Source organism: Rahnella sp. PCH160 (genome assembly GCF_047784855.1).
GTDB lineage: Bacteria > Pseudomonadota > Gammaproteobacteria > Enterobacterales > Enterobacteriaceae > Rahnella.
Window position 1 is genome coordinate 3,780,288 of the sequence record NZ_JBLOGT010000001.1, and the last position, 26,088, is coordinate 3,806,375.

Sequence of the window (26,088 nt, forward strand, 5' to 3'; positions counted from 1 at the left end):
AAAAAGGCTAAAGCCCTGTTCATTTGTTCCTCATGTGCAGGGCGGATTTCGTGGGTCTGCAGGTCAATAGCACAACGCCGGTGCTCCGTGGCGTTCGTCGTCACAATATGTGAAGTTCCTCAGAATTTTGCAGATGAGTGTCGGTAAACGCACGGTTTCCCGGCGTTTTTATGCCCGACGCTTAGTGGCGGAATCCATCCACACCGCCAGCAGTAAAATCGCGCCTTTGACGATGTACTGCCAGAACGTCGGGACATCGAGCATACTCATGCCGTTGTCGAGCGAGGCCATGATAAACGCACCCATGACGGCGCCCGCCACGCTGCCGACACCGCCTGCCAGGCTCGTGCCGCCAATCACACAGGCCGCAATGGCATCAAGTTCTGCAATGTTGCCCGCAGAAGGTGACCCGGCACCTAAACGTGAGCTAAGGATTAATCCGGCAATCGCCACCATCAGACCATTGATGGCAAACACCGCCAGCTTACTGCGTTCAACATTCACGCCCGATAATCTGGCAGCTTCGATATTACCGCCGATGGCATATATACGGCGACCAAACGACGTCCGCGATGCCATGAACATTCCGCCCAGCATCAGTGCCACCAGAATGAGCACGGGCGTCGGGACACCGCGATAGTCGTTGAGCAGATAAATCGCGCCCAGCGCAATAATCGCCGTCAGCGCCTGACGGGTGACGTGGTTTTTCGCCGCCGTGACCGGCAGGCCGAGCGCCGCACGCTGGTTACGTCTGCGCCACTGCCAGCCGATAAACAGCGCCAGCGACACCGCACCTATGCCAAACCCGAAGGAATCCGGCAGATAGCTTTGGCCAATCAGGGACATGGCAGGCGTTGTCGGCGCGACGGTTGTCCCGCTGGTTATCCCTATCAGAATGCCGCGAAACGCCAGCATCCCGGCAAGTGTCACGATGAAAGAAGGTACTTTGCGGTAAGCAACCCACCAGCCGTTCCATGCGCCAAGTAACAGCCCCAGCGCCAGCGTGACCACAATGGTCAGCGGCAGCGGCCAGCCTAACCAGACGTCAAAAATAGCGGCAGCGCCCCCGAGCAATCCCATCATCGAACCGACGGAGAGATCGATTTCAGCGGAGATAATCACAAAGACCATGCCGACGGCCAGAATACCGGTGATGGCGGTCTGGCGCAGCAGGTTCGAAATGTTACGCGCGCTGATATACGCACCGTCTGTCGTCAGGCTGAAAAAGACAATAATCACCGCAATGGCCGCCAGCATGACAAAAACCTGAAGGTTAATATTCTTTAGCTTCGGGATCGGCAATACACTGCCGGTTTCACCCTCACCCGCCGCAGCAGACGGGTTTCCTGCTTGGGGAAATTTAGACATGAGCTTCACTCCTCAGGGCAGCTTCCATCACATGTTCCTGACTTAGATTATTATTATCCAGACAGGCTTTTACCTGCCCGAGATGCATAACCACCACGCGATCGCTGAGCCCCAGCACTTCGGGTAACTCGGAGGAAATGACAATAATCGCCATCCCCTGCGCCGCCAGTTGGCCGATCAGTTTGTAGATTTCATGTTTCGCCCCGACATCAATGCCACGCGTCGGCTCGTCGAGAATTAAGATTTTAGGTTTGAGCAACAGGCAGCGGGCCAGAATGGCTTTTTGCTGATTACCGCCGCTGAGGCGACCAATCGCCAGCTCCGGAGAAGACGTTTTGATTTTGAGCTGTCTGACCGATTCGCTGATGGTGTGCTGTTCCTGCGCTTCACGCAGAACGCCACCGCCGCTGAACTGGTCTAACGCCGCCAGCGTAATGTTGCTGCCCACCGCCATCACCGGCACGATACCGTCGCGCTTGCGGTCCTCCGGCACCATCGCCAGACCCCGGCGCATGGCGTCACGGCAACCGTTGATTTGCACTTTCTGGCCGCCGAGCCAGATATCACCACTCCAGCGCCCCGGATAGACACCGAACAAACATTCCATCGTTTCTGTTCTTCCGGCACCCACCAGCCCGGCCACGCCCAATACTTCGCCTTTATGCAGGGTAAATCCGGCGTTATCGACCCGTCTGATATGCCGGTTCACCGGATGCCAGGCCGTGAGATGTTCAACGCGCAGAATTTCCTCGCCAATCTGGCGTTCACGGGGAGGAAACAGCTCGGTAAGTTCGCGACCGACCATCATGGAGATAATGTCTTTTTCGGAGGTACTGGCCGCATCGCAGGTCGCGATATGCCTGCCGTCACGGATTACGCAGAGCTTATCCGAAATAGCTTTCACTTCATTGAGCTTGTGCGAGATATAAATGCAGGCGATATCGTGATGGCGCAGGTCACGAATAATATTGAGCAAAACTGCGGTTTCACTTTCGGTGAGCGACGCCGTCGGTTCATCCAGCACCAGCAAACGCACCTGCTTGTTCAGCGCCTTGGCGATTTCCACCAGTTGCCGCTGACCCAGACCGAGCTCACCCACCGGCGTATGCGGGTCGATATCCAGCTTCACCTGCGCCAGCATTCGCTGGCAGCGCAAATACATATTGTCGGTATCGAGCATCCCATAACGACCCCACTCGTTACCCAGGAACATGTTTTCCAGCACGCTGAGTTGCTTCACCAGTGCCAGTTCCTGATGAATAATCGCAATCCCTTTTTGTTCGGTATCGCGTATCCCTTTTGCGGTCAGACGTTCACCCGAGAAATAAATTTCCCCTTCGTACGTACCGGTGGGATAAATACCGCATAACACTTTCATTAATGTGGATTTACCCGAACCATTTTCCCCGCACAGCGATAACACTTCCCCGGCAGATAACGTCAGGCTAATATTATCGACAGCTTTTACCGCGCCAAATTTCTTGGTGATATTGCGCATATCCAGCAGGGCTGATTTTTCATATTTTTCTGGCATAGTATTTTATCCTGATAAAAACAACACTCCGCGAAGACGTGTTGTTTTCATAGAAAATATTGAAAAATTAAAGGTCGGATTTTTTATGGAATCCGTCAGCCACCACAGTGCTTTCGATATTATTTTTATCGACCTGAATCGGTGTTAATAAATAGGAAGGAACCTCTTTCTTGCCGTTATTTAACGTGGCATTGGATTTTGGTGTTTCCCCTTTGCCTAACTGGACGGCAATTTCCGCCGCGTCGTTGGCCAGTTTGGTGATGGGTTTATACACCGTCATAGTCTGCGTGCCGGCTTCAATTCGTTTGATGGCTGCAAGATCCGCATCCTGCCCGGAAATCGCCACTTTGCCCGCTAAACCCTGTGCAGACAAGGCCTGCACCGCACCGCCCGCCGTCGCATCGTTGGACGCCACGACCGCATCAATCTTGTTGTTATTGGCCGTCAGCGCGTTTTCCATGATCTTTAGCGCATTCTCCGGCAGCCAGCCGTCGGCCCACTGATCGCCGACCACTTTAATCTTTCCGTCTTTGATTAACGGATTCAGCACTTTCATTTGCCCGGCGCGGAACAGCTTGGCGTTATTATCCACAGGCGAGCCGCCCATCAGGAAGTAATTGCCCTGCGGCACGCGATCTACCAGGCTTTGCGCCTGAAGCTCGCCCACTTTTTCGTTATCAAACGAGATATAAAAATCGATGTCAGCATTGTTGATCATCCGGTCGTACGCCAGCACTTTGATGCCTTCGCGTTTGGCTTCGGCAATCACAGCTCAGCACTTCGCCGTTATACGGGATGATAACCAGCACATCGACGCCCCGGTTAATCATATTCTCAATCTGCGCCATCTGTGTTTCTTCGTTACCATTGGCGGACTGAACAAAAACATCCGCACCTAACGCTTTGGCTTTAGCCACAAAAATATCGCGGTCTTTTTGCCAGCGCTCTAATCGTAAGTCATCAATTGCCATACCAATTTTAATTTCTTTCGCGAACCCTGACTGGCTGAACAATACTAAAGCGGCACAGGCAGAAAGAATTATTTTATTCATTTTCATCATGTCAGACCTTTTATAAGAATAAGTAGAGGCAGATACAGAGAAACTCGTACAGAAATGACACAGGGATTGTTGACGCTGGGTTATTAATCGGCAATTGCAGATTTTAATCACTGCGTTATGATTTTTTGTTTAATCTCGGAATTATGATGGAGATCATGGTTTGATTGTAATAGCCGCAAGATAAGTGCAATTATTCTCGAGGCATTACGGAGAATGAATAAAAACGCTAAACAAAACGGCTTATTTATGAGATCTACCGCACACTTAATAATTCTATTAAATTGAGTGTGAAATAACGTAATTGTGAGAATTACCCGCAACTCCGAAGATAGCCCCTCAGCCTCCCAGTCCCGCTGGGCCCGTTTTCAAGGAGTTATTCAATGCACGCATATTTCGACAAGCTCGACGCCGTTCGCTACGAAGGTGCTAACAGCACTAACCCGCTGGCATTCCGTCATTACAACCCTGAAGAAGTGATCCTCGGCAAAACCATGGCTGAGCATCTGCGCTTTGCGGCGTGTTACTGGCACACATTCTGCTGGAATGGTAACGACATGTTCGGTGTGGGCGCTTTTGACCGTCCGTGGCAGCACCCCGGCGACGCGCTGGAACTGGCAAAACACAAAGCCGACGTGGCTTTCGAATTCTTCAAAAAACTGAACGTCCCGTATTACTGCTTCCACGATGTCGACGTCTCGCCAGAAGGCGCGTCAGTCAAAGAATATATCAATAACTTCGCCATCATGACCGACGTTCTGGCGCAAAAGCAGGAAGCCAGCGGCGTTAAACTGTTGTGGGGCACAGCTAACTGCTTCACCAACCCTCGCTACGGCGCGGGTGCGGCAACCAATCCGAATCCTGAAGTTTACAGCTGGGCAGCCACACAGGTGGTTCACGCCATGAATGCCACCAAACAGCTGGGCGGTGAAAACTATGTGTTGTGGGGTGGCCGTGAAGGTTACGAAACCCTGCTTAACACAGACCTGCGCCAGGAACGTGAACAGCTTGGCCGCTTCATGCAAATGGTCGTTGAACACAAACACAAAATTGGCTTCCAGGGCACATTGCTGATCGAACCTAAACCGCAGGAACCGACCAAACATCAGTACGATTATGACGTCGCTTCCGTGTACGGTTTCCTGAAACAATTTGGTCTGGAAAAAGAGATCAAAGTGAATATCGAAGCCAACCACGCCACGTTGGCAGGCCACTCTTTCCACCACGAAATTGCCAATGCGATAGCGCTCGGGATCTTCGGTTCCGTGGATGCCAACCGTGGCGACCCGCAATGTGGCTGGGATACCGACCAGTTCCCGAACAGCGTCGAAGAAAATGCGCTGGTGATGTATGAAATCATCAAAGCGGGCGGTTTCACTACCGGCGGCCTGAACTTCGATTCCAAAGTACGCCGTCAGAGTACCGACAAATATGACCTTTTCTACGGTCATATCGGCGGAATGGATACCATGGCGCTGGCGCTCAAAGTCGCCGCCCGCATGATTGAAACCCGTGAGCTGGATAAACACGTCGCGCAGCGTTATGCGGGCTGGAATACCGAGTTCGGCCAGCAAATCCTGCAAGGAAAAATGTCGCTGGAATCCCTGAGCAGCTACGCGCAGCAACATGCGTTAGCGCCTGAGCATCAGAGTGGCCAGCAGGAACGTCTGGAAAATCTGGTTAACCGTTATCTGTTTGGTTAATTTATCAGAATGGATCAACGCCCTGCTGCCTGTGGTTCGCAGGGCGTTGTTCGTTCAGGACACGGGTTAACCCATAAACCTTCACCCGCGCGCCAGCGGTGTAATAACCACGCTGCACGGGGCAGGAAAAAGGAAATTTTATGTATCTTGGTATAGATCTGGGCACCTCCGGCGTGAAAGCCATTTTACTCAGCGAAGAAGGTCAGGTTGTTGCCAGCCACAGTGAGGCGTTAACCCTTTCCCGTCCGCACCCGCTATGGTCTGAACAAAATCCTGCCGACTGGTGGGCAGCAACCGATAAAGCGGTGACTGCGCTTGAAAAAAAACACGTGCTGAAAGACGTCAAAGCTCTCGGTCTGACCGGTCAGATGCACGGTGCCACAGTGCTTGATACCCGTCAGCAAGTCTTGCGCCCGGCGATTTTATGGAATGATGGACGTAGTTTCAGCCAGTGCGAAACACTGGAAAAAACCGTTCCCGATTCACGCCAGATTACCGGCAACCTTATGATGCCGGGTTTCACCGCGCCGAAGTTACTTTGGCTGCGCGAGAATGAACCTGAGCTATTTGCCAAGATCGATAAGGTCTTATTACCGAAAGATTATCTGCGCTGGCTGATGACCGGCGTTTTCGCCAGCGATATGTCCGACGCAGCAGGCACAATGTGGCTGGATGTCGCAAAACGCGACTGGAGCGACACGCTTCTGGCTGCCACCGGCCTCACACGTGAGCACATGCCAGCCCTATATGAAGGTAATCAGATCACCGGTCATCTGTTACCTGAACTCGCCTCACGCTGGAAAATGGATTCCGTACCGGTTATTGCGGGCGGTGGCGACAATGCGGCGGGCGCGGTGGGCGTCGGGCTGTATAAAACCGGGCAAGCGATGTTATCGCTGGGCACGTCCGGCGTTTATTTCGCCGTCAGCGACGGTTTCCTCAGTAATCCACAGCGGGCAGTCCACAGTTTCTGCCATGCGCTGCCCGACACCTGGCATCTGATGTCGGTAATGCTCAGCGCCGCGTCCTGTCTGGACTGGGCGGCAAAGCTCACCGGCACCGCTTCTGTGGGGGAACTCATCAGCCTGGCCGAAAAATCACCTCCCGCCAATTCCCCGGTCTGGTTCCTGCCGTATCTTTCCGGCGAACGCACACCGCACAATAACCCGAATGCCAAAGGCACCTTGTTTGGCCTGACACACCAGCACGGCCCGGCAGATATCGCCCGCGCTGTCCTTGAAGGCGTCGGTTTTGCACTGGCCGACGGCATGGATGTGCTTCACGCCACCGGCCTGAAACCGCACAGCATCACCCTGATTGGTGGCGGAGCGCGCAGCCCGTACTGGAGACAGATGCTGGCAGATATCAGTGGTGAAACGCTGGAATACCGCACCGGTGGAGATGTCGGCCCGGCACTTGGAGCCGCCAGACTGGCTCAGATCGCCGTGAATGCGGGGAGACCGCTGGCAGAGTTTTTACCGCCGCTGGCGTTGGAGCAGGTGCATGAACCGGACAGGGCGAAGCACACGGCTTATCTCGCTCGACGCGAAGTCTTTAGGGAGTTGTATGTGAGGCTTGAAGGGTTGATGTAATGGCGGATTAACCATCGGGAATCGGTTTTAAAGGCAGTACAGTGCAAGTTTCAGTTTCTTACGTGCGGTGATTGCTTAACTCGCCGTGTCGAAACCGCCCGGAGGAGGAAAGTGCTTTTCCTCCTCCGGGCTCCTTCACGCTTTTCCAACACGCGCAACTTAAGCGGGCTTTTTGCTTTTCAGTTCTCTTTACCCTTTCGCAAAGTTCGCCTGAATGCGCTGTTGCAGGTAGTCTTCGGCGCTGATGGCCGGATATTTTGCCTGTGGCCCCAGAATTTCGACGTCCTTGTTAGCCTGACAGAAAAAGGCCAGGCTGTATCGCGCACCCTGATATTCGCCGGGCAGCGGGCTTCTGACCCGATGGAAATTTGACGGCAGTTGATCGTCGCTCCAGCGCATCAGCATGTCCCCGATATTGCAGGTGATCACCTCTTCACGCGGTTCGATGCTGGTCCACTGCTGGCTTTCGCGATCCTTACCCGGGCAAACCTGCAATCCGCCCTGACCGGGACGCTGGAAAAGCAGCGTCAGACAGTCGAAATCCGTATGCGCACCGGCGCGCCACATCCCCTGCTCCGACTGTTCAGTGGCATAGTAGTGCAGCATGCGCAGCGTACTCTGGTAGGTTTGCTGGTCCGGATTATGAGCCTGTTCAAAAAAGTCCTCAGGAAAGCCCAGCTTTAGCGCAAAACAGGAAAGCAATTTCATGCCCAGTTGCCAGCACCGGGATTCAAAGCCCAGCATGGTCTGTTTAAACGCCGGCAGTTCCTGTTCACTCGGCCAGAGCGGCTGCATCAGCGGACGGGTAATTTGGTAAGACTCTTTCTGGTCCGGCGTTCTGGTTGACGGGCGCACCTGAGACTTATTCTCCCAGCCGGCGTTACGAGCCAGCGGATATTGCGCTTTAACCTCGTCGGGCAGCGAGAAGAAATCTTCTGTCATGCTGAAGGCCTGACGGATATCGCTCAGCGCAATGCCGTGATGGCTGACCTGGAAGAAACCAATTTCTACGGCAGCACTCCAGAGCTCGTCGGCGATCTCACTTTTACGGTTTTCGAAATCTGACAAGTCTATGCAGCGAACTTCACGGGCGAACGTCTCTTCACCCATTGCGCCCATTCCCGCTTCTTTTTCCAGTTCCTGCAATGCATAGCCTTCTGTTTGGATTGATTGAGTTTGAGTTGATTGCGTCATTTTTTTATCCTTCTTAATCAATGGGGTTAGCGCGCAGCGCGCTGTTGCAGGGTTCGGACGGCGGACATCGCCTCCTGGCGCAGGCTGTCCAGATCGAGGCCGGGGATGACATCGTTTTCGACGATAACCCGACCGTTGACCATCAGCGCCTTCAGCGACGCGCGCCCCCCGCAGGCCACCGGGCCGATTGCCATATCATGCAGGCCGAAGTAGCGCGGGTCATCCAGCCGGTAAATGGCGATATCAGCCAGCATACCCACCTGCACGGTGCCGCTTTGTTGCAGGCCGAGGATCTGCGCGCCGCCTGCGCTGCCCCAGCGCACCACGTCTTCGATAGATACTGCATCGCCGCCACCTTCAAAAGTGCCGCCGTCATAGCGCGGTTTCGCCAGCATGCCTTTTCGGGCGCGCTGCAAAAGCCACGCGGCATGTGCCTCACTCTGCATGTCAGCGGCTTCGTTCGATGCCGCACCGTCTACGCCCAACGAAACCGGAACGCCCGCCTTTTCCAGCGCCAGTAAATCAGCGATGCCGCTGCCCAGACGCCCGTTGCTTTGCGGACAATGCGCAATGCCGGTGCGGGTTTGGCCCAGCATCGTGATCTCCTGCGGCAGCAGTTTCACCAGATGCGCAAACCATACGTCTTCTCCCAGCCAGTCGTGTTCCGCGCAAAACTGCACCGGCGTCATGTCAAATTTGGCGCGCGCCACATCGAGATAATCCACGGTTTCCGACAGATGGCTGTGCAGCCGGATCCCCAGACTGCGCGCCAGTTTGGCCATTTCGCGCAACTGCGCACCGGGCGCAGAATGCAGCAAGGTAGTCGGTGCCATTACCACGCGGCGCAGAGACGTCGGTTTCGGATCGTGATAACGGCCAACCAGCCGTTCCATATCCGCCATATAATCATCGAAGTTTTCCGGGCGCAGTGCCTGCGGCAAATCTTTCTCAATCGTCCGACCCTGCGTTGCACCGCCCCGGCACAGCACAATACGCATTCCCAGCGTTTCAGCTTCGCTGAAAAGGATTTCCGAGGTATCGAACGGCATATCCGGCCAGTAGAGGTAGTTGTGATCCGCCACCGTCGCGCAGCCGGAACGCAGCAGTTCGGTCAAACCGATACGCACCGCGAGGCGAAAGGTCGATTCATCGAACGTGGCGCGAAAGCGATAAGGCGTGGCACTTAACCACGCAGTCAGGCTTTTGTTCAGCCCTGAGGTTCACCTTTTAACAATGACTGAAACAGATGATGGTGCGTATTAACCCAGGCGGGATAGACCACGCAATCGCGGGCATCGATCAGCCGCTCGTCGGGCATAGCCGTCAGGGAACCGATCGCCTCAATGATGCCCCCGCGCACACGAATATCCGGCCCGGCGTGGCGTGCCGCGTCTCCCGATAAGCCGGTCAGGATCGCGTGCGCATGTTTAATCAGAAAAGAGTCAGATGACATCGCAACGCTCCTCAGGGTTTAACCTGCATGTGGTCAACAAATTCTGTGGTATACGCCTGCTTCCAGTCGGTATCCGCATTCAGCAGTTTGGCGTTCACCATGAAATCACGGGTTTTCTGCCAGCGGGCTTGCGTCATGGTGCCCCCCCCCTTCGTCGCCGCATCGCCGCCGTCAATCAGATGATGCGCTTTGATTTGCTCAACGCCCCAGGCCAGCAGGTCGTCCGTCATCTTCGGATTATCCTTTTTGATCAGCGCATTGCCCGGCGCCGGATTTTGCAGATAACTCACCCAGCCTTCCATCGACGCCTGTACAAACTTAGCCATCGCCTCTTTCCGGCTGCTGATAAGGTCCGGACGGGTGATCAGAATTCCGCCATAAGGGGGATAGCCGTGCTCTGAAAAGAGGAAGAAATTCGATTTCACCCCGGCCTTTTGCGCCTGAAAAACTTCAGAACTGACATAGGCTTGCTGCGCCACGTTTTCGTCTGCCACAAAGGGCTGGATGTTGAAGGTGTAAGGACGAACCTGGGAATCGCTGAGCTGATAGCGAGCCTTAAGCCACGGCCACCAGGTCGATTGCCCGGAGCTGGAGACTAAAAGGGTTTTGTCTTTCAGACCGTCGAGGGAAGTGACGGAATCATGCGTCAGCAGACCCTGCGGATCGAACTGGAAAGGGGCGGCGATGGCTTTGGCCTGAAAACCACGCTGCACTGATTCGAGCAACTGGAGATCATAACCGATAATCACGTCGGCGCGCTTTGCCAGCAGCAACTGCATGCCGTTGACCTGCGGGCCGCCGGACTGAAGGCTGACATCCAGCCCGTAACGTTTGTAAATGCCTGTCGCCAGCGCCTGATAATATCCGCCCTGTTCCGCCTGCGCGTACCAGGATGTCAGCAGTGCAATTTTCTCATCAGCCTGTGCCGCCAGTGAAAATGCACCCGGAATCAGCGCGCTCAGCACGCAGCAAGACAGGGGAATGCGGGAAATTAACTTCATTGCTCCTCTCCTAATCATCGCCGGAGGGAGGATGAGCGAATGCGGCTCAGCCCCCTGACCGGCTCAAAATGAACCGCGAAATGGTGGCTGAGCAATGTCCCGTGCCGTTGCCTGCACTGACCGCTTCTACTCACTCTTAGCTATACAAGAAAGATGCCAACTTAGCGGATGGGCTTTCCCTGCGCTTTGTCAGGGAATTTATCGTCCCGCGCTCTGCAACCTTTGATTCATGACAGAGCGCTGCGCACCATAATCGTGCAAATCAGTGCCGGTCACGCCCCGGCGTCTGGATCTGACTGAACAACATCTCCAGTTGTTTGAGCATCATCGAGGCCGCCAGCGAAAGCTGTCTTGCAGGGGCGACGCACAACGAAAGCGTGAATGTTTTTAACTGCGGATCGGTCAGCGGAATGAAGTGCAGCTCATCGCTTTCCACCTCATCCATGATGTCGAGCCAGCACAGAATACCAATACCCATTTTCTCTTTAATCAGCGATCGGATCATGTGGATGTTATTGGATACCGCGACTTCGTTAATCATGTCGCCGTTGATATTCATCAGCGCCCGGACAGGTTCGGCCAGCATCAGCGGCGCAGCAGGCAGGATAAACGGATATTCCATGCACTGATTAAAACGCACGCTGCTTCTGGCACTGAGCGGATGCCCTTTTGGCACCACAATCCCCAGCTCGATTTCTGCAAAAGCGCGCACCTGCAACTCACGCGAACTTTGCGGATTCAGCATCAGCCCGAAGTCGGCATCGCCGGACATCAGCGCCTGCTGAATATCCACATTGTTCATGGTGGTCAGCGTGAAGGAGATATTCGGATAGTCGGCATGCACCTTCCTGAGCATCGCCGAGAAAAACTGCCGGTTAATGGCATCGATGGTGGCAATCCGCACGTGCCCGCGCCGCAAACCGCGCAGGTCGTCGAGCTGCTCGCAGACGCGGGAGAAATCCTTTTTCCAGTTGTTGGCCGAATGTAATAACAGCTCGCCCGCTGCGGTCAGCCGCAGCCCGGTGGGGTGCCGTTCAAACAGCGGCATCGCCAGTTCTTTTTCGACCCGCAGGATCTGCCGGTCAATCGACGAAGCGGCAACATGCAGGGTTTCGGACGCCTTGCGAAACGATCCCTGACGGGCAACCTCAGTGAAGTACAGCAAAAAACGGGAGAATGCGAACATAGTGGAGTGCTCTCTTTTATGCAACGGGATGTGCGAATCAAAGCGCTGGACGCAACAGTTTTATAACAATAACGTAGCTTTCATTGCAACGGGAACAATCGTTTCATCGCTTTTAAAGTCCGCCCTGCGTTGTTTCAGCGCCGGTTGACAACCCGTTATGCGGTGAATAAGTCGAATGTCCCTTTTATGAATGACTCATCAAAATGAACACGGTAAATGACGATGAAAGATGCCGGATTAATTCCTGTCACGATCCAGACGGTCGGTGTAAATGGTAAAGGAAATATTTCCCTGCAACTTATTGCGCAGCAAGGTGGATTATTACCTGCTTATTTACCCGGCGCGCACATTGACGTTTTCATTCCTGAACTGGGCCCCCGTCAATATTCTCTTTGCACCGAAAATCATGGTGGGGAATATTATGAAATCTGCGTAAAACTGGCGGAAAACTCCACAGGCGGATCGCACTTTATTCATCATCATTTCAGCGCTGGCGACACGCTGAGCATCTCGACGCCACGTAACCATTTCCCACTGCCCGCAGCCGGGCGCTATCTGCTGTTTGCCGGGGGGATCGGCATCACGCCTCTGCTGACGATGGCGGAACAAATGGCGCAGCAAGACATTGAATTTGAACTGCATTACTACATTGCAGACCAAGATAAAGCGGCCTTTGCCCCACGTCTGAATGCACCTGCGCTGGCAAAACACGTCTTTTGGCACGACAGCGGCACAAACGATTCCCTGCGACATAATACGCCGCTGAGTTTGCGTCAGCCGGATGACAATACGCGGGTGATGGCCTGTGGTCCGGAGGGATTTATTCAGCGCCTTGAAGACATTATGCAGACGCACCACTGGCAGAAAAATCAATTGTCTTTTGAGCGGTTCAGCAATGCAAATATAAATCATGACACCGACGGCCAGTCATTTCATATTCAGCTGAACTCCACCGGGCAACGTTATTTAGTCGGCCCAAATCAGAGCATTGCAGAAGTCTTATTAAGTGCCAAAGTCGATATTATGTTGTCGTGCGAACAGGGTATTTGCGGCTCGTGTATTACTGACGTCATCGACGGTATTCCCGATCACCGGGACTGTGTGCTGACAGAAGAAGAGAAAGCGCAGAACACCCAGATCACGCTGTGCTGTTCGCGCGCCAAAAGTCCGGTTCTGGTCCTCGACCTGTAATGCCAACGCGGAGCCTCAAGATGAACTTTCCAACCCCCGCCTCACCGCTTAACGGCATTGCCAACGTTCGCCTCCCCGCCTGGCTGCTTCCTGCCGGGTGGCCGGTGCACACAGGGGAACCCGTGACGGCAGATCTGCGCTTTGACGCAGGCAAAATTGCATCCGTCACGCCTTGTCAGCCAGAACAAGATGATTTGTGGGACGCTCAGGGCGCACTGGCGCTGCCGGGGCTGACCGAGCCTCATACGCATCTCGATAAAACCTTCACCATCGGCCGCAGTCGTCCGTCAAAACCGGGTCTGCTGGCCGCTATCGAAACAATGCATCAGGATCGGCAGCACTGGACCCCGGCGGATCTTCATCAGCGGGCCAGAAAGGGAATGGCCTGGTCCGCAGCCAATGGCGTGACCCGCTTGCGCACCCATATTGACTGGTTCGATGACACTCCGCCGCTGGCCTGGACGGCGCTGGCCAATATCACGCAGCCGGGCGTCACGCTGGAACGGGTCGCACTGGCCCCGCTGAGTTTTTTCGCGGATGCCGACGCGGCTGACCGCATCGCCCGTGCAGTGGCGCTTAGCGGAAATCACTGCCTGCTGGGCGGATTTATCCACTCGTCCAACTGGGATCCGGCAGCGATGACCCACCTGATGCGCAGCGCCTCGCGCTGGCAACTGAATCTGGATTTGCATATCGACGAGGAGCTTTCACCGGTGGCACACGGCCTGAGCTGGCTGGCGAATTACCTTTCAGAAAATAAATTCAGCGGCCATATCTGTTGCAGCCACGGCTGCGCGCTGGCCTCCGGCAGTGAACAACAGGCACAGGCGGTGCTGAGTGTGCTGGCCGCACAGCGCGTCACGCTGATTGCGCTGCCGATGACCAACCTGCTGTTGCAGGACGCGGTTACCCACCGCACGCCGCGCCAGCGGGGGATCACCCTGCTGAAAGAAGCGCAGACGGCGGGCATTCCGGTGCTGCTCGGCTGCGATAACGTGCAGGACGCTTTTTGTCCGGCGGGGAGTTATGACCCGCTGGATACGCTGGCCTGCGCCCTGTTCGCGCTTCAGCTGGATAACGTATTTGATCAGCAATCGCGACTGATTTGCGATGTCGCCGCGCTGACCGGTGAGGTGCAGTGCGGCCTGCCGCTCGCCCCCGGCAGCGAGGCCAGTCTGGTTCTCTTTCCGGGCAGCGACAGCCTGACCTGGCCTTTAAACAGCGCAGCCCGTCTGGTTTTCCACCGTGGCAGGCTGACCCACCAACGCACCTGGAATCAGGAGTTATCCCATGAGTCTTGAAGCCGGAGCGGGTAAACCGCTCGCCAAATATGCCGCCTGGCGTCGCGCCGGTGATTTCGTTTTTCTCTCCGGCATTATTCCCGTCAATCCGCAGAGCGCGACAATCGTGCGCGGTTTTCAGGATATCCCCGCCGAAGCCCGTCTCCTGCTGGGCGAAACCGGCGAATTCTCCACCGACGCCAAACAGGGGCCGATCCTCGCCCAAAGCTGGTATGTGCTCGAAAGTATCCGCCACACCATCGAAGAAGCCGGCGGGCAGATGAGCGATGTGGTCAAGCTGGTGCAGTACTTTCGCAATCTCGATCACTTCCCGTATTACAGCCGGGTCAGAAAGCTTTTTTATGCCGGGCAACCGCCGGTTTCTACCGTGGTTCAGGTCAGTGAAATGTTACCCAGCGCCGAGGTGCTGATTGAAGTGGAAGCGACCGCCTGGTTACCGCAATCCCGCTAAACCCCATAATGTCCGACCACGAGGCACAGCATGATTAACGGCTATATTCCCGCAGAACGTTTTCTCCCTTTTCTGAGCTGGCCAGCCATCGCTGCCCTGCCCGACAAGGCCAACACCGTGATCGTATTGCCGACCGGTGCGATTGAGCAGCACGGCCCGCATCTGCCGTGTTCGGTGGACAGCGTGATCTCCTCCGGTGTGGCAGGTCACGCGCTGGCACGGCTTTCAAAAGACATTCCGGCCTACGCTATTCCCCCCATCACTTACGGTAAATCAGACGAGCATCTGAATTTCCCCGGCACGCTGACCTTAACCGGCGACACGCTGCAGCAAACTGTTTTGGAAATTGCCGAATCCCTTTACCGCGCCGGGTTCCGCAAGCTGCTGATGATCAACGGTCACGGCGGACAACCGCAGGTGCTGCAAATGGCATCGCGGGAAATGCGCCTGCGTCACGGCGACATGATCATGATCCCGCATGACGTGTTCCGTGTGCCTAATGTCGAAAACCAGTTCCTGAGTCCGCTGGAGCAAAAAATGGCGATGCACGCCGGTCACAGCGAAACGGCGGTGATGCTGGCTCTGGCACCGGAATGCGTCCGCATCGAACACGCCGTCGCCAATTACCCGCCGGAATTCCCCTGCCCGACACTGTCATCAGGCCGCCCTGCCGCTGCCTGGGCATCCTATGATTTTGGGCCGAGTGGCGTCATCGGCGATCCGACCGGCGCGACCGCCGAACAGGGTCACGCGATCCTCGATTCGCTGGCGGCAAGCTGGGCGCAAGCCATCACCGAAATCCACCGCATGGAATGGAAAGTCCGCAGCGAACCGACCTGGGGTAAACACCACTGGAACGGGTTTGTGCAAACCAGCTTCACTCCTCCCTCGTCTTCTTTTGTCTCTAAATAAAGGAATTCTTACGATGAAAATACGGCGTTCAGCGACTTACACCCTGCTTGCCCTGCTGGCCGGGGTTTCCACCACCAGCATGGCGGAAGAGAAATTTACCTTCCTGACCAACTGGTACGCGCAGGCGGAGCATGGCGGATTTTACGAAGCACAGGCCAAAGGGTTGTACAAAACCGCCGGTCTGGATGTCAGCATCAAAATGGGCGGCCCGCAGGTTAACGTGATGCAACTGATGGCCGCCGGTCAGGCAGACTGTACGCTCGGCGACAACGGTCAGGCGCTGGAAACCTGGCAGGCCGGCGTGCATGCCGTGACCGTGGCGACGGTGTTCCAGCATTCGCCGACGGTATTTATCAGCCATGACAAAGTGGAAAAAGGACAGGAGCTGAAAGACAAAACCTTCCTGCTGGCGACCGAGGCTTACACCTCTTTCTGGCCGTGGGCGAAGAGTGAACTGGGGCTGGCGAGCGCCAAAATCCGTCCGTACACCTTCAGCGTGCAGCCGTTCCTCGCGGACAATAATCTGGTGCAGCAGGGTTATGTGACTTCCGAGCCTTTCTCCGTCGAAAAAGGCGGCAAGCCATTCTACGTTTACATGCTCAGCGACTGGGGTTACCCGCCGTACGGCAACTCGATTATCTGCATGGCCGACACCGTCCAAAAACACCCGGCGGCGGTGGCGGCGTTCGTGAAAGCGTCCATGCAGGGCTGGAAAGAATATTTGCAGGATCCGGCCGCGGGCAACGCGCTGATCACCAAAGCCAACCCGCGGATGGGCGCAGACCAGATTGCCTTCGGCATCGCGCAGATGAAGAAATATGCGCTGGTGACCGGCGGCGACGCGCAAACAGGCGGTATCGGCATCATCACTGAACCGCGTCTGAAAAAGACCTGGGACATGCTGGTGAAAAACAAACTGATCGACGCGGCGAAAGTGCCGTTTGAGCAGACGTATACCCTCGATATGATCAAAGACGCGAAGGTCATGCCATGAATTCAGCCCCGAAACTGACCGTGATGAGCGATGTCCGCTCAGCCAATCCTCCGCCGGTTCCGGCTATCGAAGTGTTGTCGGCGGAGAAAATTTACAGCAACGGCACCCGCGCCCTTCTGCCAGTCAATCTGACCATCAATCAGGGCGAGTTCGTCACCCTGCTCGGCCCGTCGGGATGTGGCAAAAGTACGCTGTTAAAAATGGTCGCCGGGCTGACGGAACCGAGCGACGGCAAACTGGTACTGTGGCGGCGCGACAGCCGTGAAAAAGCGCAGGTGCCGCTGTCGTTCGTGTTTCAGGAGGCCACGCTGATGCCGTGGAGCACTGTGCAAAATAACGTGCGCTTGCCGCTGGATCTCGCGGGCGTTCCGCGTGCTGAAGCCAATACCCGCGTCAGTGAAGCGCTGGAACTGGTCGGGCTGGGCAAATTTGCCCGCGTTCTGCCACGCGAACTGTCGGGCGGTATGCAGATGCGCGTTTCGATTGCCCGCGGGCTGGTGACGCGCCCGAAGCTGTTGCTGATGGATGAACCTTTCGGCGCACTCGACGAAATCACCCGCAATAAACTCGACAGCGACCTGCTGCGCCTGTGGCGGGAACAGGGGCTGACGGTGGTATTCGTCACCCACTCGATCCACGAAGCGGTATTTCTTTCACAGCGGGTGATCATGATGGCCGCGCGTCCGGGGCGGGTGGTGGAAGATATCGCCATCACCGAACCCTTCCCGCGCAACGACGATTTCCGCGTCAGTCCGGCGTTTTCACGCTATGCGAAGCAGTTGCAAGACAGCCTGCTGCAAGCCAGCCAATCGGGTATGGAGTAACGGTATGCAAACTCAAAAAGCTTCTCCGTGGATCAACAACCCCACGTTTCGCAAAGTGCTTTATCCGGCCGTGGTTGCGGTGGTGGTGATCCTGCTGTGGCAGGGATGGGTAAGCTATTTCAAAATCCCCGCGTTTCTGGTGCCGTCGCCGGTGGTGATGCTGCAAAGTCTGTGGACCAATTTCGGTTCCCTGATGATGTCGCTGCTGTTCACGCTGAAAATTACCCTGATCTCGTTTTTACTGTCGATTTTGATCGGTTCGCTGGTGGCTTTCGTACTGGTGCAAAACCGTTTTGTTGAAACCGCGCTGTTCCCGTACATCGTGTTTTTACAAGTGACGCCGATTGTCGCCATCGCACCGCTGATCATCATCTGGGTCAAAGACACCACGCTGTCGCTGGTGGTGTGTTCGACGCTGATGGCGGTGTTCCCGATTATTTCCAATACCACGCAGGGGCTTCGCAGTGTGTCACCGGGCCTGCTGAGCTATTTTCAGCTGAATCACGCCAGCCGCTTGCAGATTCTCATCCGTCTTCGTATTCCTTCTGCCCTGCCGTATTTTTTCGGCGCGCTGCGCATTTCCAGCGGTCTGTCATTGATCGGTGCTGTGGTCGCTGAATTTGTTGCCGGTACCGGCGGCAATAATACCGGTCTGGCCTACCAGATATTGCAGGCGGGATACCAGCTGGATATCCCCCTGATGTTTGCCGCGCTGCTGCTCATTTCACTCACCGGTATTGCGCTGTTTGGCGTGATGTCGTGGATTTCGAGACGCGTCCTCAGCGCCTGGCATGAAAGCGAAGCCGTGCAATCTCATTAACTTCATTCATCTTTAGGCAGGAAGAATATGGACAGTGAACAACGTCAGCATGCGCTTGCCCTGATACAGCAGGCGCTTCCCGACCTCGACTGGACCTTGCAGCCAAACAAGGTCAAACGCCTTTCACGCGATTTTCACTGGTTCAGTCCGGTGCTCAAACAGCAGCTGGAAAATAAACAGGCGGATGCCGTGGTCAGGCCGCGCAACGAAGAAGAGCTGAGTCGGGTCGTTAAAGCCTGCGTTCAGCACCAGTTACCGCTGATCCTGCGCGGCGGTGCGACCGGCAACTACGGCCAGCTGGTGCCGCTGGAAGGCGGAATTCTGGTCGATATGACCGGATTCAATCAGGTCTGTGAATGGGGTAATGGCGTGGTACGGGCGCAGGCGGGGATCCGTCTGGCCGAAATTGAAACGCTGACCCGTCCCGGAGGATGGGAACTGCGCTGCATGCCTTCCACCTACCGGCTCGCCAGTCTGGGCGGTCTTTACGGCGGCGGCTTCGGCGGTATTGGCTCCATTAACTACGGGCCGCTGGGCGCGCCGGGCAATGTGCTCAGCGTCAAAGTCATGACCATGGAGGCCGAACCGCGCATTTTGCAGGTTCCTGCCCCGCAGGCGTTACTACTGCATCACGCCTACGGCAGCAACGGGATTGTGCTCGAAGTTGAGCTGGCGCTGGCACCGGTTCATCAGTGGATTGAACGGCTGGACGTCTTCGATGATTTCACCGACGCGCTGGATTACGCCAACGCCTTTGCCCGCTCGCCGGGGCTGGTAAAACGCCAGCTTGCGCTGTTCGCAGCGCCGATCCCGTCCTGGTTCAGCCACCTGAACGGGCATTATCAGGCCAGCCAGCACGCGGTGATAAGCGTGATAGCGCAGGAGAGCGAAGGGTTTTGTGCCCATTTGCTGGAGAAATATCGCGGGCACAGCGCACTGCGTCAACCGGCTGACGAAGCCCGCGAGGCCAATGCTTCACTGATGGAATATTGCTGGAATCACACCACGCTGCATGCGCTGAAAATCGACAGTTCCCTGACCTATTTACAGACGGCGTTTAATTATACGAATTATCGTCAGCAGATTATCGACATGGCAATTTTATTCGGCGACGAAGTTATTTCGCATATTGAATTCCTCCGCGACAATGACGGAAACATCACCGCCAGCGGTTTACAGCTAGTCCGTTATTCCACAGAAGAAAGACTGAACGAAATAATGACCACCTTCCGTGATAATGACGTAAAAATAAACAACCCTCATGTCTTTAAAATTGAAGATGGCAAACAAGGGGAAATTAAACCTGACGTCGTTTCCGTTAAAAAATGCCTTGATCCCGACGGATTACTGAACCCCGGCAAGCTGCGTGGCTGGGAAGTCCGTGAAACGCTGGTATTAGATAACGACCCGCTCTCATTGACTGACAAATAAACGTAACGATTACCTTCATGAAAACAATCACCGGCAGTTTTGCTGCCGGATAAAAACCTTGGAGGTCTGTCAGAATCTGCGCGGCAGGCGCTCAGGCAGAGCATCCAAATGCTGCTGGCGAAAGTTGAAAGCGGAGAATCACGTTGAACCAAAGCGAACTTCCGACAAAAATTTGTACAGTATGCGGACGCCCGTTCAGGATTGGTAAGCTTTTCCACAGTGACACTCGTCATCTGAAATACGTCAGTGATGTTCATGCCTGGTGATTAAATAAGAAAGTTCTCATCCGTAGCCTGACGGGTGGGTTATATTATTGCTGTAAATAAAAACATGTTATTAAAAACAGTATTGACACTTTTTTCAAAATCCGTAAATTAGCTTTCAACGGCGGTTAAACGAAAGCCTGCTGTTAAGTAATTAGTATGAGTAAGGTACGAAAAAGTAATTTTGCGATAAAGGCCACGTAGTTTGTTGTATGTGATAACCGACAATAAGATGAACATTTCTGTGTCGGAGATTTTTTAAGGTAATGCAGTACAAAGAGTTAATCGCAAATGAGTTTGGATAGCGCGACGATGTAAGGCCATGTTTTAAGAGTAATTGCTTGCGATTGGGTAATGTAAATCAGTAGTGTTAAATTATCGCAACGAAAGTAAGGCCATGCATCAAATAGTTTATGTCGCGAGGGGAGATGTACCTGTTTAATGTGCCATCAGTTCATGTTAGTAAGATGGCGAAATAGATTACATAAAATAGCGGGAGGTTTATTCAGTAGCAGTACCCAATATTATCTGTGATAAACGTGTACATTTTTAAGCAGTATCATGAGCAGTACCCATATTAAGACCATTAATGTTAAACCTTAAGTCTGTAGTACCTTAAAAGCCCTGACTGCAATGGTCAGGGCTTTTATTGTATCTGCGTTTTAACGTCGTGAAAGAAGCACCAGACACCCAATTTTTACTCATACCAGAAAGCGTAAAAATACCCCTCCCCCTCTAAAGCTTCTCGCGAAAGTGCCGATAACATTGCAAGAGTTCATTTTTTTGATTGCACTGAACAGGAGAACAAAATGGATGTATCGCAAATTGCTTCACTGGCGACCGGTCTTGATAATCTGGATCTTGGCAACAAGGTTGACACCCTGATGCTGAAAAAGACGCTGGATAATCAGCAGTCAGCGGCTGCTAGCCTCATCGAATCAATCCCGCAGTTGCCTGCTAATCCGGCGATTGGGCGGAATATTAATATCGCCGTCTGAGCAGTGATTTGAGATGCAAGGGAGTGCCTGAGCAGAAGGAAAAAACTTAACTCACCCCCCTGAATCAAAAAAGCCCACCCGGTCACCCAGGCAGGCTTTATATCTACTGCGTCAACTCAACACATCTCAAATATCAAAACGGTCCAGATTCATCACTTTGGTCCAGGCGGCGACGAAGTCTTTCACGAATTTCTCTTTGGCGTCGCTGCTGGCGTAAACCTCGGCGCTGGCGCGGAGAACGGCATGACGTCTATTGCGGGTCGCTTTCAGGAATCGGATACTTTATCTCCATTTCCGGCGCATCTGCTAACTGCCTGTCTGACCGGGCCATCAGATACCCTGCGATCTCTTCAGTCGTCAACCTCACATGAAGCATATCCGGATCCTCGAACCAATGATTTGGCCAAAAGATCAGGTCGGAGGGATTGCCGCTAAAATTCTCTTTGAGTAATGAAAGCGCAAAGCTTTGTTCAGACTCTTTGCTCTTCGGGCTACGCACGCAGTTGATCGTTTGAACCAGTTCATCCCAGGTCAAATCTTCATAGAATCTTTCCAGATTAAAAGCCATACGGGTGAATTCTTTTGCACTGGTCCACGAGGAAAAATCTCTGAAGTCTGAAAACGTATAAGTGTTGGCTACCTGGCTGTTCCATTCCTCCATCATCGTCTTCAACGCAGTGTCTTCCTCATCCGCGCCTTCATCAATTTTCGAAAGTATTTCCTCAGCTTTTTTTGCGAGTTCTTTAATCTTTTTGCTGCTGACTTTGGTAGGTTTCATACGTTCCGGCAGTGGCATTGTTTTCATCCTTATGAAAAATCACTTATAAAACCAATGTGAGAGCAGCAAGTTTAACGCAGAAAAAACCATTTAGAGATGCCCGCTTATGTAACTAAGCTGCCATTAATACAATTAGCATTTATGACCAAAAGCAATCGTTACGTTAGCAGCAGATATGTCATACAGATGTACAAGTATGAGAACCCAATTTACACCAGATAAAATGTAACAATCACAAAATTCGATACATAACATTAACTAAATGCGTAAGAACCATGCCATTGTGTAAGTATCCCGGTAAAACGAACCATTCACTTTTAGAGATCTTCCGACATACTGATTATGTCCCCTGAGGAGATCGCTATGCGCAAGATCCGATTCACCGAGCACCAGATCATCGCCGTCCTGAAATCCGTCGAAGCTGGCAGGACCGTCAAAGATGTCTGCCGCGAGGCCGCAATTTCAGAAGCCAGCTATTACAACTGGAAAGCGAAATATGGCGGGATGGAAGCCGCCGATATCAAAAAGATCAAAGATCTGGAAGACGAGAACCGGCGGCTCAAACAGATGTTTGCCGACCTCAGTCTGGAATGCCGCGCGTTGAAAGACGTCATCGAAAAAAAGCTTTAAAACCAGCGATAAAGCGTGAGCTCGTCAGCTATCTGACGGCGCAATTTGCCATGAGCTTACGTCAGGCATGCAGGACATTATCGCTGAGCAGGACGGTGTATTTTTATCAGCCCGATACCCGTCGCGATGAGCCGGTGATCCAGGCGCTGACTGAAATGGCGGAACGCTATCCGCGATACGGTTTTAAGAAGCTCTTTCAGGTGCTTCGCAGGCACGGTAATGCCTGGAATCATAAGCGTGTACACCGGATTTACTGCCTGCTGAAACTGAATTTTCGTCGTAAGGGTAAACAACGCCTGCCGGTGCGCGACCCGGTACCATTGGCAACACCGGAAGCATTAAACCAGAGCTGGTCGATCGATTTTATGCACGATGCGCTCGTCTGCGGCAGACGCTTTCGAACCTTTAACGTGGTGGATGATTTTAACCGTGAGGCGCTGGCGATAGAAATAGACCTGAATATTCCGGCCCAGCGTGTCGTCCGGGTACTGGACAGGATTGTGGCAAACCGCGGATACCCGCTGAAGATGCGGATGGACAATGGACCGGAATTAATCTCACTGGCTCTGGCGAATTGGGCAGAAGAGCATGGTGTGATGCTGGAATTTATCAAGCCGGGTAAGCCGACGCAGAATGCCTTTATCGAACGGTTTAACCGGACGTACCGGACAGAAATACTGGATTTTTACCTGTTCAGAACTCTGAACGAAGTACGGGAAATCACAGAGCGCTGGCTGATGGAATATAACAGCGAGCGACCTCATGAATCTCTGAATAACCTGACGCCGGAAGAGTACAGGCTGATGGCCGAAAATACGGAAATCTCAAAAAGTGCGTGGAACTAAAACGGGTGTGCTTACAATTGCTCTTGACAGAAAGTAGTATTAACACTGCTTCTTACTTATAACTAGAAAAAGTCTATCTATAGATTCTGCAAAGGTCGTACACTTAGTACCTCAACAATCATAAATGCAGGGACCTTTATAGATAAATCAGTGCGCTATACATCTATCATTTCACTTTTAAAATTTCAAAATTATCAGTAAAATATTAATGTCTAATTCAATACAAAGGCTATCTTATGGTGTACTACGATTTGAGTCGTCTAAATGATAAAGAGTTTGAAGATTTATCAATTGATTTGTTAAAAAAAATCCTGCGACTAGATGTTATAGAACGTTTCAGAGTTGGCCCAGATGGTGGAATTGATGGTCGATTCTTTACAACGAATGGCACGGTAATAATTCAGTGCAAGCATTATATTAAATCTTCTTATTCGTCACTCCTCACCACATTAAGAAAAGAAGCAACAAAAGTATCAAAATTAGATCCTGCAAGATATATATTAATGGTTTCTCAAAAATTATCTGCAAAAAACAAACAGGATATAATAGATATCATAGGAAGGCAGTATTTAAAAGAAGAGGACATTTTCAATATTGAAGAGATTGCTGGATACATTTCAGAAAACAAAGATATAGAGCTAAAATACTATAAATTATGGCTGCATAGCACTGAGTTACTAACTTCAATTCTTCATAACGAAGTTATTGGCAATAGCAAGTTTATTTTGTCACAGATAAAAGAAAAATCAGATCTTTATGTACAAACTGCTGATTTTGAAAATGCTATAAAAAAAATAGAAGAAACAAAATCAATTATAATAACTGGAGATCCTGGCGTTGGTAAAACCACTTTAGCAGAACAGTTATGCCTCTACTATATAACACTCAACTATCAACTTATTTACATAGAGAATGATATTTCTGAAGCAGAACGTATTATTGATGATGAATTAAAGCAGTTATTCTTTTTCGATGATTTTTTAGGAAGAAACTATTTAGATGCTATCTTAAACAAAACAGATTCAAGGATTTTACAATTTATAAAAAGAATCAGAAAATTAGAAAACAAAAGATTTGTTTTAACATCAAGAACGACCATTCTTAATCAAGGAAAAAGTGCTAGTGAGTTATTCAAGATAGACAATTCGCATAAACATGAGTACGAGGTAAACCTTTCGTCTCTTGATAATTTAGAAAAAGCCAAAATTCTTTATAATCATATTTGGCAGAGTGAATTACCGCAAGAACATAAGGACATTTTTTGGGAAAACAAACGATATAGAAACATAATAACTCACAAAAACTTCAACCCACGGTTAATTTCATTTATTACAGATAATGATAAAATTTGTGGACTGACACCAAGCCAATATGTTAGCCACATAATAAAAAGTCTCAATAACCCTTCTGAAATTTGGGAGCATATGTTTACACGTCAACTTAATCACTTTGTCTACATGTTGACACTAATAACCTCCATGAATAACGGGAATATTTTAGAGGAAGACCTGCGAACTGCTTATCATAATTACTTGGAATCAATGAACATAAATACCGCATCTGCCAATTTCATGTCTTTTGAAGACTCTATTAAACTAAGCCTCAACTCAACACTTAAAAAAATATTAAATAGTGGGGCTAGTTACTATGATGTAGGTAACCCTTCGATTTCAGATTATTTAATCCCCAAGTTAAATATTGACATTAAGAATTCAACATATGCGCTGTCTTCTTTAAGCACTATAGCTTCACTTAAAAACTTCGAAACACTATCGTCAAAACACCTTCAAGAAAAGACAATCTCTTCAATATTTGAGGCCATTAAAAATAACTTAAGCAAGAAACCAAGAGAATATAAACTATTCTTCATGGAATTAGTAGTTAATTGCGATAGGTTTTCTAAAAATCAAAAATATTCTGTCGCAAATTTGATTAACAGTGGCGTAATTTCTTATGATAGCACCATCGATCATTTTTCACTCAAACTTCTGAAAGGAATCAACTTTTTATTAAGACTTAAAAAGAATGGCGTGGATAAAGATGCCACATTAAAATTAATTGATTTAATGTTAATCACTTCGTTAGGCCATAATGAAATATGTGAACTTGGCATCACTTTGAACCATCTTGGTATTAATGACCACCGTATATTGCAACTTCGCACTGAATTAAAAAAGTATTGGGGAAATTATATTCAAGATGAAATAAACAATAACTCAAGTTTTGAGGTGTATTTTGAGGAAGAATCAAAAAGTGATATTGACCAAAAAGCTTTTGAGTTTTTATATGAAACTCTTGATAAGTCCCCTTTTAATTTCACAGAAGAAGAAGTAGAAGAAATACTAGAAAATTTCTATTCAGAAGAAGTGATAAGTAGAAATAGAGAATCTGCATCAGAGCTTGATAGTTATTATAATCCTGATAGTAGTAGAGCATTTTCTACAAGTTTCGATGCTGTAGATGATTTATTTTCGAGAGATTAGTTAGAAACTGACAATCAATAACTACATACCCAAGGAAGGGGAACACAAAATTGTAACAGATAACCATGAATGTAAGTG

20 protein-coding genes and 2 pseudogenes are annotated in these 26,088 nt (G+C 51.7%); 14 read left to right on the forward strand and 8 right to left on the reverse strand.

Annotated elements, in window-relative coordinates; translation table 11 throughout:
- Positions 1-168: 168 nt before the first annotated feature.
- The 3 genes and pseudogenes from xylH to xylF form a co-directional block, all read right to left on the reverse strand.
- On the reverse strand, positions 169-1,368 hold the full coding sequence (gene xylH, locus ACM5QY_RS17340) for a xylose ABC transporter permease XylH (protein WP_416121955.1): 1,200 nt from the start codon (positions 1,366-1,368) through the stop codon (positions 169-171).
- A complete protein-coding gene (locus tag ACM5QY_RS17345; protein ID WP_416121956.1) occupies positions 1,361-2,902 on the reverse strand; it encodes a xylose ABC transporter ATP-binding protein in 1,542 nt (513 codons plus the stop codon). The genes xylH and ACM5QY_RS17345 overlap by 8 nt, the downstream gene beginning before the upstream one ends.
- 67 nt (positions 2,903-2,969) lie before the next feature.
- A pseudogene (gene xylF / locus ACM5QY_RS17350) lies at positions 2,970-3,960 on the reverse strand (D-xylose ABC transporter substrate-binding protein).
- Between the two features lie 383 nt (positions 3,961-4,343).
- On the opposite strand from xylF, the gene xylA reads away from it, so the two are divergent.
- Both xylA and xylB read left to right on the forward strand, forming a co-directional pair.
- Positions 4,344-5,663: a xylose isomerase gene (gene xylA, locus ACM5QY_RS17355; protein WP_416121957.1), complete on the forward strand. Its 1,320-nt coding sequence runs from the start codon at positions 4,344-4,346 to the stop codon at positions 5,661-5,663.
- Between the two features lie 140 nt (positions 5,664-5,803).
- Complete coding sequence (gene xylB, locus ACM5QY_RS17360; RefSeq protein WP_416121958.1) at positions 5,804-7,255, forward strand: xylulokinase; 1,452 nt, start codon at positions 5,804-5,806, stop codon at positions 7,253-7,255.
- Positions 7,256-7,444: 189 nt separating this feature from the next.
- Here the strand turns inward: xylB and ACM5QY_RS17365 are convergent, their stop codons facing one another.
- The 4 genes and pseudogenes from ACM5QY_RS17365 to ACM5QY_RS17380 form a co-directional block, all read right to left on the reverse strand.
- Positions 7,445-8,449, reverse strand: a complete 1,005-nt coding sequence (locus ACM5QY_RS17365) for an isopenicillin N synthase family dioxygenase (RefSeq protein ID WP_416121959.1) — start codon at positions 8,447-8,449, stop codon at positions 7,445-7,447.
- A gap of 26 nt (positions 8,450-8,475) precedes the next feature.
- A pseudogene (locus tag ACM5QY_RS17370) lies at positions 8,476-9,902 on the reverse strand (amidohydrolase family protein).
- Between the two features lie 11 nt (positions 9,903-9,913).
- The gene (locus ACM5QY_RS17375; protein WP_416121960.1) at positions 9,914-10,903 is read right to left on the reverse strand and encodes an ABC transporter substrate-binding protein; all 990 of its coding nucleotides are present in this window, start codon (positions 10,901-10,903) and stop codon (positions 9,914-9,916) included.
- Between the two features lie 262 nt (positions 10,904-11,165).
- Positions 11,166-12,089 carry a LysR family transcriptional regulator gene (locus ACM5QY_RS17380; RefSeq protein ID WP_416121961.1) on the reverse strand — a complete coding sequence of 308 codons (924 nt, stop codon included), beginning with the start codon at positions 12,087-12,089 and terminating at the stop codon, positions 11,166-11,168.
- A 216-nt stretch (positions 12,090-12,305) separates the two neighbouring features.
- Here ACM5QY_RS17380 and ACM5QY_RS17385 point away from each other — a divergent pair, with 216 nt between their 5' ends.
- From ACM5QY_RS17385 to ACM5QY_RS17430, 10 genes are all read left to right on the forward strand, one after another.
- Positions 12,306-13,280, forward strand: coding sequence for a PDR/VanB family oxidoreductase (locus ACM5QY_RS17385; protein ID WP_416121962.1), 975 nt, complete (start codon positions 12,306-12,308; stop codon positions 13,278-13,280).
- A gap of 20 nt (positions 13,281-13,300) precedes the next feature.
- Positions 13,301-14,581 carry an amidohydrolase family protein gene (locus tag ACM5QY_RS17390; protein WP_416121963.1) on the forward strand — a complete coding sequence of 427 codons (1,281 nt, stop codon included), beginning with the start codon at positions 13,301-13,303 and terminating at the stop codon, positions 14,579-14,581.
- Positions 14,571-15,032, forward strand: a complete 462-nt coding sequence (locus ACM5QY_RS17395) for a RidA family protein (protein WP_416121964.1) — start codon at positions 14,571-14,573, stop codon at positions 15,030-15,032. The genes ACM5QY_RS17390 and ACM5QY_RS17395 overlap by 11 nt, the downstream gene beginning before the upstream one ends.
- A gap of 30 nt (positions 15,033-15,062) precedes the next feature.
- Positions 15,063-15,944, forward strand: coding sequence for a creatininase family protein (locus tag ACM5QY_RS17400; protein ID WP_416121965.1), 882 nt, complete (start codon positions 15,063-15,065; stop codon positions 15,942-15,944).
- 13 nt (positions 15,945-15,957) lie between these two features.
- On the forward strand, positions 15,958-16,938 hold the full coding sequence (locus ACM5QY_RS17405; RefSeq protein ID WP_416121966.1) for an ABC transporter substrate-binding protein: 981 nt from the start codon (positions 15,958-15,960) through the stop codon (positions 16,936-16,938).
- Positions 16,935-17,762 carry an ABC transporter ATP-binding protein gene (locus tag ACM5QY_RS17410; RefSeq protein WP_416121967.1) on the forward strand — a complete coding sequence of 276 codons (828 nt, stop codon included), beginning with the start codon at positions 16,935-16,937 and terminating at the stop codon, positions 17,760-17,762. The genes ACM5QY_RS17405 and ACM5QY_RS17410 overlap by 4 nt, the downstream gene beginning before the upstream one ends.
- 4 nt (positions 17,763-17,766) lie before the next feature.
- On the forward strand, positions 17,767-18,582 hold the full coding sequence (locus tag ACM5QY_RS17415; RefSeq protein ID WP_416121968.1) for an ABC transporter permease: 816 nt from the start codon (positions 17,767-17,769) through the stop codon (positions 18,580-18,582).
- Between the two features lie 27 nt (positions 18,583-18,609).
- Entirely contained in the window at positions 18,610-20,013 is a 1,404-nt protein-coding gene (locus ACM5QY_RS17420; protein ID WP_416121969.1) for an FAD-binding oxidoreductase, read from the forward strand.
- Positions 20,014-20,156: 143 nt separating this feature from the next.
- Complete coding sequence (locus ACM5QY_RS17425) at positions 20,157-20,279, forward strand: DUF2256 domain-containing protein (RefSeq protein WP_416121970.1); 123 nt, start codon at positions 20,157-20,159, stop codon at positions 20,277-20,279.
- Between the two features lie 806 nt (positions 20,280-21,085).
- Entirely contained in the window at positions 21,086-21,274 is a 189-nt protein-coding gene (locus ACM5QY_RS17430) for a YjfB family protein (protein ID WP_416121971.1), read from the forward strand.
- Positions 21,275-21,524: 250 nt separating this feature from the next.
- Here the strand turns inward: ACM5QY_RS17430 and ACM5QY_RS17435 are convergent, their stop codons facing one another.
- Positions 21,525-22,070 carry a hypothetical protein gene (locus tag ACM5QY_RS17435; RefSeq protein ID WP_416121972.1) on the reverse strand — a complete coding sequence of 182 codons (546 nt, stop codon included), beginning with the start codon at positions 22,068-22,070 and terminating at the stop codon, positions 21,525-21,527.
- Between the two features lie 345 nt (positions 22,071-22,415).
- Here ACM5QY_RS17435 and ACM5QY_RS17440 point away from each other — a divergent pair.
- Positions 22,416-23,527, forward strand: a protein-coding gene (locus ACM5QY_RS17440) for an IS3 family transposase (protein ID WP_416118689.1) whose coding sequence is annotated in 2 segments (ribosomal slippage) — positions 22,416-22,677 and positions 22,677-23,527 — 1,113 coding nt in all. Because the reading frame shifts where the segments join, the coding sequence is not laid out codon by codon here.
- 236 nt (positions 23,528-23,763) lie between these two features.
- Positions 23,764-26,010, forward strand: coding sequence for an nSTAND3 domain-containing NTPase (locus ACM5QY_RS17445; RefSeq protein ID WP_416121973.1), 2,247 nt, complete (start codon positions 23,764-23,766; stop codon positions 26,008-26,010).
- Positions 26,011-26,088: the final 78 nt, after the last annotated feature.